The organism is Cellulomonas endophytica (genome assembly GCF_004123805.1).
Classification (GTDB): domain Bacteria; phylum Actinomycetota; class Actinomycetes; order Actinomycetales; family Cellulomonadaceae; genus Cellulomonas; species Cellulomonas endophytica.
This window is the reverse complement of the sequence record NZ_RWJX01000111.1, coordinates 1-8,342: the sequence shown is the minus strand read 5'-3', so window position 1 is coordinate 8,342 and position 8,342 is coordinate 1. Positions and strand designations below refer to the sequence as shown.

Here is an 8,342-nt window from a genome sequence, read left to right as displayed (position 1 = left end):
GGGGGGCGACGTCGGGGGCGGCGGGCCCCCGACGAGGGCGGCGGCGGCGGCCAGCACCGCGTCGTGGTCGGCGCGGCGGCGCAGCCGCAGCCCGGTCGTGAGCGCGGCCGCGTCGGGACCGTCCGCCGCGCGCCAGTCGAGCAGGACGAGGCCCTCGCGGCCGACGACCTTGCCGGCCAGGCCCGGACCCGTGGTGACGACGAGCAGACGGTCCGCCGGGAGGAAGAGGTCGGGGGCGCCGCGGCGCTCGACGAGGACGCCCGCGTCGTGCACCTGCACCGTGGCGGGGCTGCGCACGCCCAGGCCGTGGGCGGTGACGCGGTCCAGCCAGCGCCCCTGGGTGGTCGTCCCGACGTAGGTGGCCTCGGCCGCGGCGGTGCGCGCCGCGCCGAGGTCGGCGGGGACGGCGGCCGGTGCGACGCCGAGCGCCTCCGTCCGGGTGGTGCGGGTGCGCCACCCGGACCGCATCGCGCGCAGGGCGAGCAGCGCGAGGAGCACCGCGACGACGACGAGGACGGCGCGGGTCATGCGCCCACCGCCGCGCCGGCCGCGACGCCCGGGCGGTCGGGGTCGTCCACGGGCCGGCCGTCCAGCACGGTCGCGCGCCCGCGCAGGAAGGTCGCGACGACCCGCCCGGGCAGCTCGCGCCCGCGCAGGGGCGAGTTCCGGCTGGCGGTGGCCTGCTCCTCCGGCACTACGACCCGGCGGGCGGCGGGGTCGACGACGACGAGGTTCGCCGGCTCGCCGACGGCCAGCGGCCGCCCCTGGTCCTCGACCCGGCCGATGCGCGCCGGCGCCTCCGACAGGACGCGCGCCACGTCGGCCCACGTCATGCGGCCGGTGTCGACCATCGTCTGCTGCACGACGGAGAGCACGGTCTCCAGCCCCGTCATCCCCATGGCGGCCGCGGCCCACTCGCAGTCCTTGTCCTCGCGGGCGTGCGGGGCGTGGTCGGTGGCGACGACGTCGATGGTGCCGTCGGCGAGCCCGGCGCGGACCGCGTCGACGTCCGCCTGCGTGCGCAGCGGCGGGTTCACCTTGAAGTGCGGGTCGTAGCCGCGGGCGGACTCGTCGGTGAGCAGGAGGTGGTGCGGCGTGACCTCGGCGGTGACGTCGATCCCGCGCGACTTGGCCCACCGGACGATCTCCACGGAGCCGGCGGTCGACACGTGGCACACGTGCAGGCGGGAGCCGACGTGCTCGGCGAGCAGCACGTCGCGGGCGACGACCGCCTCCTCCGCGACGGCGGGCCAGCCCGCGAGCCCGAGCTCGGCGGACACGACGCCCTCGTGCATCTGGGCGCCCTCCGTGAGCCGCGGCTCCTGCGCGTGCTGCGCGACGACCCCGTCGAAGGCCTTGACGTACTCCAGGGCGCGGCGCATGACGACCGGGTCGTGCACGCACCTCCCGTCGTCGGAGAACACCCGCACCCGGGCCGCGCTGTCGGCCATGGCGCCGAGCTCGGCGAGCCGCTCCCCCTCGAGCCCGACCGTCACCGCGCCCACGGGGTGCACGTCGCACCAGCCCGCGGCGCGGCCGAGCCGCCAGACCTGCTCCACGACCCCGGCGGTGTCCTGCGTCGGCGTCGTGTTCGCCATCGCGTGCACGGCGGTGAAGCCCCCGACGGCCGCGGCCCGGGTGCCGCTGGCCACGGTCTCCGTGTCCTCGCGGCCCGGCTCGCGCAGGTGCGTGTGCAGGTCGACGAGCCCCGGCAGGAGCACGTGGCCGGCGCCCTCGAGCACGCGCACGTCGTCACGCGCGGCGGCCTGCGCGGCCGCCTCCGCGCCGAGCGCCGCGACGACCCCGTCCACCACGAGCACGTCCGTGGCGTCGCCGCCGAGGGGGCGCACGCCCCGCAGCCACCAGGTCGTCGTCATGCCGCACTCCCGTCGTTGCGTCCCGCGAGCAGGAGGTACAGCACCGCCATCCGGACGGCGACGCCGTTGGCCACCTGCTCGACGATGACGGAGCGCGGCGAGTCGGCCGCGTCCGCCGTGATCTCCAGCCCGCGGTTCATGGGGCCGGGGTGCAGCACGACCGCGTGGTCGGGCAGCGCCGCCAGGCGCCGGGCGTCGAGCCCGTAGCGCCGGGCGTACTCCAGCGGGCTGGGGAAGAAGCCCCCGCCCGCGCTCGACATCCGCTCGCGCTGGACCCGCAGCATCATGACCGCGTCGGGGCGCACCTGCGCGAGCGTCGCGTCGAGGTCGTAGGAGACGCGGGCGGGCCACGCCCCGGCGCCGACCGGCACGAGGGTGGGCGGCGCGACGAGCACCACCTCCGCGCCGAGCGTGTGCAGCAGGCCCACGTTGGAGCGCGCGACCCGGCTGTGCAGCACGTCCCCGACGAGCACGACCCGCGCGCCCTCGAGGTCGCGGCCGTACACGTCCGCGCGCCCGCCGTCCCCGACGAGGTGGCGGCGCAGGGTGTAGGCGTCGAGCAGGGCCTGCGTCGGGTGCTGGTGCATCCCGTCGCCGGCGTTGACGACCGCGCCGCGGGTCCACCCCGCCGTCGCCAGCGTGTGCGGCGCGCCGGAGGCCTGGTGCCGGATGACGACGGCGTCCGCGCCCATGGCCTGCAGCGTCAGGGCGGTGTCCTTGAGGGACTCGCCCTTGGACACCGAGGAACCCTTGGCCGAGAAGTTGATGACGTCCGCCGACAGCCGCTTCGCCGCGGTCTCGAAGGAGATCCGCGTGCGGGTGCTGTCCTCGAAGAAGAGGTTGACCACGGTGCGGCCGCGCAGCGTCGGCAGCTTCTTGATCTCGCGCTCCTGCGTCGCCGCCATCTGCGCGGCGGTGTCGAGGATGCGGACGGCGTCCTCGCGCGTGAGGTCCGCGACGGAGAGCAGGTGCTTCACGCGGCACCCCCCGCGGCTCCCGGCTCGATGAGCACGGCGTCGCGCCCGTCCGTCTCGGCGAGCAGGACGCGCACCCGCTCGCTCGTCGCCGTCGGCAGGTTCTTGCCGACGAAGTCCGCGCGGATGGGCAGCTCGCGGTGGCCGCGGTCGACGAGCGCCGCCAGCTGGACCGCCCGCGGCCGGCCGAGGTCGCTGATCGCGTCGAGGGCGGCACGGATGGTGCGCCCCGAGAAGAGCACGTCGTCGACGAGCACGACCGTCCGGCCGTCGATGCCGCCCGGCGGCAGGTGCGTGGCGCCCACGGCCCGTGTCGGGTGCTGGGCGAGGTCGTCGCGGTACATCGTCACGTCGAGGGAGCCGACGAGCGCCGCGGCGTCCGTGCCGGGCTCGACGTCCGCGATGCGGGCGGCGAGGCGGTGCGCCAGCGGCAGGCCCCGGGTCGGCACGCCGAGCAGGACGACGTCCGCCGCCCCGCGGTTCCGCTCGAGGATCTCGTGGGCGATGCGGGTGAGGGCCCGGCCGACGTCGGCGGGGCCGAGCACCTCGACGGCCGTCGGGCGATCGGTCGGTGGGCCCGGGTCGTCCCCGGGCACGGGAGGTCCAGCACGCATCCGCGACTCCTTGTCCGCCTCGCAGGACGGTCTTGAAGGACCGGTGGGGTGTCGGGTCCTCACCCTACCGGCGGGCCGGAGGGGGTCAGGACGGGCGTCCACGTGCCGATAGGGCGGACGTGGTCACGCTCGCGCTCCTCCAGGCCGGGACGGCGGCGACCCACCTCGCCACCGCGGGGCTGGTCGTCGGCGCCCTGGCCCTGCGGCGCGTGCGCGAGCCCGAGCGCCTCGGCGGCCGTGCGCCCCGGGAGGCGACGGCCCTCTCGCTCGTCACGGCCGCCCTGCTCGTCGTGCGCGGCGTCGGGCTCCTCCTCGTCCCGGCGGGCCCCGCGGCCGTGCCGGTGCTCGCGACGGCGGAGGCGCTGCTGGTCACGGCCCTGCTCGCCGCGTGCGTCCTCGCCGCGCACCGAGCGCGCCCGGCCTCCATGCCGCCGCTGCGCCCCTGGCTCGCCGCGCTCGCCGTGGCGGCGCTGCTGCGGCACGCGGTCGGCGGGCCCGTGCTGGAGGTGCTCGCCCCGTCCGTCCCGCCGCTGCCCGTCCCGCCCGGTCCCGCGTCCGTGGCGCCGGTCGTCGTGGCGGCGGCGTACCTGCTCGTCGGGGCGGTGCGGGCCCGCGGCCGCGGCGCCGTCCACATCGCGATGTTCGGCACCACGGTGGCCTGCCTCGGTGCCGGCGTGCTCGGTGCGGGGCTCGCGCCCGGCCCGGCGAGGGCGCTCCTGGTCGGCCTCTGGCCCGTGCCCGTGGCGCTGGCGCTCGTCCTGCGCGCCCTCGACCAGGGGCGCACCATCCAGCGCTCCGTGGACCGCGTGCTCGAGCGGCAGGCCGTCCAGAGCGAGGTGCTCGTCGCGGGCGCGGCGGGGGCGGACGTCGACGAGGTGCTCGCCGCGGCCCGTGACCGCGCGCGCACCGTGCTCGGCCGCCCGGACCTCGACGTCCGGGTGCACCTGCTCCCCCAGGACCGCGCCGAGGTCGAGGTCGTCGTGCCCGCCCACGCGCCGCCGCTCGACGTCACCGGCCGGGCCTTCGGCGACGCCCTGGGCCTGGCCCTGTCCTCCGTCGCGGAGCGCCGGTGGCTCACCCGGCGGCTCGACCGCACGGTGCGCACCGACCCCCTCACGGGGCTGGCCAACCGGCTCGCGCTCGACGCCCGCCTGCAGGCCGCCGTCACCGCGCCCGACCCCCGACCCCTCACGCTGCTGCTCGCCGACGTCGACGGGTTCCGCGCCGTCAACGACGTGCACGGGCACCAGGCGGGGGACGCGCTCCTCGGCGACGTCGGGCGCCACCTGCAGCGCGCGGCCGGGACGGCCTTCGTCGCCCGCCTCGGTGCGGACCAGTTCGTCGTGCTCGTCGACGAGCGGCTCGACGGTGCCGCCACGGAGCGCCTCGCGGGGCGGCTGGGCGGCCCGGTGACCTCCGGCGCCCACGTCCAGGTGCGGCTCACGCTCGGGACGGGGACCTGGGTGCCGGGCGAGGACGAGGGCTCCGACGCGCTCCTGCACCGGGCGGAGGCGGCCCTGCTCGAGGCGCGCCGCACCGGCGCGACGTGGCTGCCCTTCGACGTCGCGATGGAGGAGCGTGCCGCGGGCGAGCACCGGCGGCGCGCCGCGATGCTCGCCGCCGTGGCCGACCGGCGGTTCGTCGCCCACTACCAGCCCATCGTCTGCGCCCGCTCCCTCACGGTCGTCGGCGCCGAGGCGCTCGCCCGCTGGGTCGACGGCGGCACCCCCGTGGCCCCCGCGCTGTGGCTGCCCCTGGCGGAGTCGTCGGGGCTCGTCGTGCCGATCGGCGCCGACATGCTGCGGCAGGCGGCCGCGACGAACGCGCGCACCGGTCTGCCCGTCTCCGTGAACGTCGCGCCCCAGCAGCTCACGGACGCCGGGTTCCTCGACGCCGTCGACGCGGCCTGGGGCGACCGGCCCTTCTCCGAGCTCACGCTCGAGATCACCGAGGGCGCCCTCATGGCGACCCAGGAGGTCCTCCCCGTGCTGACCGCCCTGCGCGACCGCGGGGCCCGCATCTCCCTCGACGACTTCGGCACGGGCTACAGCTCGCTCGCGCGGCTGGCGGACCTGCCCGTCGACGAGCTGAAGATCGACCGGTCCTTCGTCGTGGCGTCGGGGACGGACCAGGGCCGCGCCGTCCTGGCCGCCATCCTCGAGCTCGCCCGCGCGCACGGGCTGGACGTGGTCGCGGAGGGCGTGGAGGACGCCGCGCAGCTCGCGGTGCTGACCGCCCTCGGCGTCGACCACGTGCAGGGCTACCTGCTGGGCCGGCCCGCCCCGGAGCCCGTGAGCGGCACGCTGCTCGTGCCGGGCGTCCAGCCGCAGCCCGACGCCGGGGTCGCCCACCGGGCCCGGTGGGCCGGGCGCGTCAGGTCAGCAGCGTCGGCTTCAGCTCCGACAGGCGGGCGAGCAGCCCGTTGACGAACGCGGGCGACTCGTCGGTCGAGAGCTGGGAGACGAGGTCGACCGCCTCGTCCATCGCCACGGCGTCCGGGACGTCCTCGGAGAAGAGGATCTCGAAGGCCCCGATCCGCAGCGCGGCCCGGTCGACCGCCGGCATCCGCTCGATCGTCCAGCCGTGCGCGTAGGTCGCCAGGAGCTCGTCGATCCGGTCGAGGTGCGCCACGACACCTTCGACGAGGTCCACGGCGTACTGCGGCAGCGCCGCCTCGCGCCCCGGGTCCACGACGCGCTGCGCCAGGAGCTCCGCGGGCGCGACGCCGCGCTGGTCGGCCTCGAAGAGGACGTCGAGGGCCCGTCGCCGGGCCTTGCTGCGGGCCGCCACGTCAGTCGTTCACGCGGCCGAGGTAGGAGCCGTCGCGCGTGTCCACCTTGACCTTCGTGCCGGTCTCGAGGAACAGCGGGACCTGGATCTCGTAGCCCGTCTCCACCGTGGCGGGCTTCGTGCCGCCCGTGGAGCGGTCGCCCTGCAGGCCCGGCTCCGTGTAGGTGATCTCGAGGACGACCGACGGGGGCAGCTCGACGTACAGCGGGGTGCCGTCGTTGAGCGCGACCATCGCGTTCTGGTTCTCGAGCAGGAAGTTGGCGGCGTCGCCCACCGTCGCCTCGGCGATCATCAGCTGGTCGAACGTGTCCGCGTCCATGAAGACGAAGTCCGAGCCGTCCTTGTACAGGTACTGCATGTCGCGCTTGTCCACGTTCGCGGTCTCGACCTTGATGCCCGCGTTGAACGTGCGGTCGACGACCTTGCCCGAGAGCACGTTCTTGAGCTTCGTCCGGACGAACGCGCCGCCCTTGCCGGGCTTCACGTGCTGGAACTCCACGACCGCCCACAGCTGGCCGTCGATCCGCAGCACGGTGCCGTTCTTCAGGTCGTTCGTCGTCGCCACAGCGAGGTTCTCCGATCAGGTCCGTCAGGGCCGAGGGGGTCGGTGGCCGGCGTCGTCCCCGGGCGTCGTCCACGGGGCCCCGGCGTCGGCCGCACGGGCCGCGGTGCGCGGCGCCGGTCGTGCCCGGCCTCGGCAGGCCGTCGGTCATCGTACCCGGCGCGGTGCCGCCGGGCCGAACGAGGCGTGCGGGGCCGGGCGCGGGTCCGGGGCTCAGGCGCCGGGCAGCAGCAGGGCGCGCGCGGCCAGCCCGACGCCCGCCGCGAAGACCAGCGACGCGAGGGTGCCGATGACGAACCGCTCGGAGGCCACGGGCTCCTTCTGCAGCTCGGGGAACCGGCCGAGGCCCTTGACGGCGACGACGACCGCGAGGCCCTCGGGCTGGTCGAGCATCACCGCCCCCGTCACGGCCACCCGCTCGAGCACGCCGATCCAGGTGCCGCCGCGCAGGACCGTGCGGGCGCGGGGCCCGTCGGGGGCGGCGGCCGCCTCGGCCGCCGCGGCCTGGGCGTCGACCGTGCCGGTGCCCCTCCGGGGCCCGGTGCGGGAGGCCAGGCGCAGCATCGCGACGGTGAACAGCCAGCCCCCGGCCACCGAGACGGCGAGCGCGACGACGACGAGCAGGGCGGCGAGCGGTCCGGGCACGCGCGGACGCTCCCGCGCACGACGCCCGCTGTCAACCCGGACGCGCAGGTCAGGAGGTGGCCGTCGTGGACGACGGCTGCTCGGCACGCGCGAGGAGCCGGGCGACGACGGGGTGCACCGCCTCCTCCTCGGCGGCGAGCGCCGCGCGCAACCGCTGGCTCACCGCCTGCTGGGTCACGCCGAGGCGGGCGGCGACGACCTCCTGCCCGGGCCGTCGGTCGGCGGCGAACGCGTCCACCGCCTGCCACCCCGCGTCCGACCGGCGGGCCCGGACGGCGGCAGCCAGCACGAGCACCGCCTCGGCGTCGCCGGCCGCGGTCGTGTCGGCGCCCCGCACGGCGACGGGCACGGCCCGGGCGCGGCTCTTCGCCGCCGTCACCGCGTCCCGGGCGAGCACGAAGGCCTCCCCCGACGACGCCCGCGACGTCCCGGCGAGGGGGTCGACGGGCCCCGCCCCGATGCCGACGCTCCACCCGCCCGCGCGCAGCACCCGCAGCGCCGTCGCCACGACGACGGCCGGGTCGTCGAGGACCGCCTGCACCTCGTCGCCCACCGTGCGCTCGAAGGGCAGCACCGCGGGGACGTCCGCGAGGTCGGCGAGCAACCCGTCGACCCGGTCGCCCTTCCTCCGGCTGCCCTTCTGGTCGATCGTGAGCACGAACACAGGACAAGTCTAGGGAGTTGTCGGCTCCGCAACAAGGCATCCGGCTTTAAGCGCTGCCTGGCTCGCTCCGTTCGCGCGGCAGTCGTCGCCTCCACGCCGGAGCCGCCGCCGCCGCGTCCCTGCGCGCTCCCTCACGGCACGGCGTCGTCCGACCCCGCTCGACCGTCCTCGGACGACGTACCCGAGCCGGACGAGGTGCGCGGAGGCCACGGAGGC

At 77.0% G+C, this 8,342-nt stretch carries 9 protein-coding genes; 1 reads left to right on the top strand and 8 read right to left on the bottom strand.

Annotation, left to right across the window (positions count from 1 at the left end; translation table 11 throughout):
- From EJA20_RS17465 to pyrR, 4 genes are all read right to left on the bottom strand, one after another.
- The coding region (locus EJA20_RS17465; RefSeq protein WP_129339803.1) for a PH-like domain-containing protein at window positions 1–528 on the bottom strand (528 nt) is incomplete at its 3' end.
- Window positions 525–1,877 carry a dihydroorotase gene (locus EJA20_RS17460; protein ID WP_129339802.1) on the bottom strand — a complete coding sequence of 451 codons (1,353 nt, stop codon included), beginning with the start codon at window positions 1,875–1,877 and terminating at the stop codon, window positions 525–527. The genes EJA20_RS17465 and EJA20_RS17460, both read right to left, overlap by 4 nt.
- Window positions 1,874–2,854 (bottom strand): aspartate carbamoyltransferase catalytic subunit, encoded by a 981-nt coding sequence (locus tag EJA20_RS17455; RefSeq protein ID WP_129339801.1) that lies wholly within the window; start codon window positions 2,852–2,854, stop codon window positions 1,874–1,876. The genes EJA20_RS17460 and EJA20_RS17455 overlap by 4 nt, the downstream gene beginning before the upstream one ends.
- The gene (gene pyrR, locus EJA20_RS17450) at window positions 2,851–3,465 is read right to left on the bottom strand and encodes a bifunctional pyr operon transcriptional regulator/uracil phosphoribosyltransferase PyrR (protein ID WP_129339800.1); all 615 of its coding nucleotides are present in this window, start codon (window positions 3,463–3,465) and stop codon (window positions 2,851–2,853) included. Before pyrR ends, EJA20_RS17455 begins: the two co-directional genes overlap by 4 nt.
- Window positions 3,466–3,584: 119 nt before the next feature.
- Between pyrR and EJA20_RS17445 the strand changes: the two genes are divergently transcribed.
- Window positions 3,585–5,891 (top strand): putative bifunctional diguanylate cyclase/phosphodiesterase, encoded by a 2,307-nt coding sequence (locus EJA20_RS17445; protein ID WP_129339799.1) that lies wholly within the window; start codon window positions 3,585–3,587, stop codon window positions 5,889–5,891.
- Here the strand turns inward: EJA20_RS17445 and nusB are convergent.
- The 4 genes from nusB to EJA20_RS17425 all read right to left on the bottom strand — a co-directional run bounded on the left by nusB (window position 5,839) and on the right by EJA20_RS17425 (window position 8,126).
- Window positions 5,839–6,255 carry a transcription antitermination factor NusB gene (gene nusB / locus EJA20_RS17440; protein WP_129339798.1) on the bottom strand — a complete coding sequence of 139 codons (417 nt, stop codon included), beginning with the start codon at window positions 6,253–6,255 and terminating at the stop codon, window positions 5,839–5,841. The genes EJA20_RS17445 and nusB overlap by 53 nt on opposite strands.
- A 1-nt stretch (window position 6,256) precedes the next feature.
- Window positions 6,257–6,820, bottom strand: a complete 564-nt coding sequence (gene efp / locus EJA20_RS17435) for an elongation factor P (RefSeq protein WP_129339797.1) — start codon at window positions 6,818–6,820, stop codon at window positions 6,257–6,259.
- A 210-nt stretch (window positions 6,821–7,030) separates the two neighbouring features.
- Window positions 7,031–7,462 carry a hypothetical protein gene (locus EJA20_RS17430; protein ID WP_129339796.1) on the bottom strand — a complete coding sequence of 144 codons (432 nt, stop codon included), beginning with the start codon at window positions 7,460–7,462 and terminating at the stop codon, window positions 7,031–7,033.
- A 49-nt stretch (window positions 7,463–7,511) separates the two neighbouring features.
- A complete protein-coding gene (locus EJA20_RS17425; protein ID WP_129339795.1) occupies window positions 7,512–8,126 on the bottom strand; it encodes a hypothetical protein in 615 nt (204 codons plus the stop codon).
- Between the last annotated feature and the right edge of the window lie 216 nt (window positions 8,127–8,342).

What these genes read in the sequence shown, in the direction of transcription:
- EJA20_RS17460 (WP_129339802.1), bottom strand. Translation starts at nt 1,877, where the DNA reads ATGACGACGACCTGGTGGCTGCGGGGCGTGCGCCCCCTCGGCGGCGAC.
- pyrR (WP_129339800.1), bottom strand. Translation starts at nt 3,465, where the DNA reads ATGCGTGCTGGACCTCCCGTGCCCGGGGACGACCCGGGCCCACCGACC.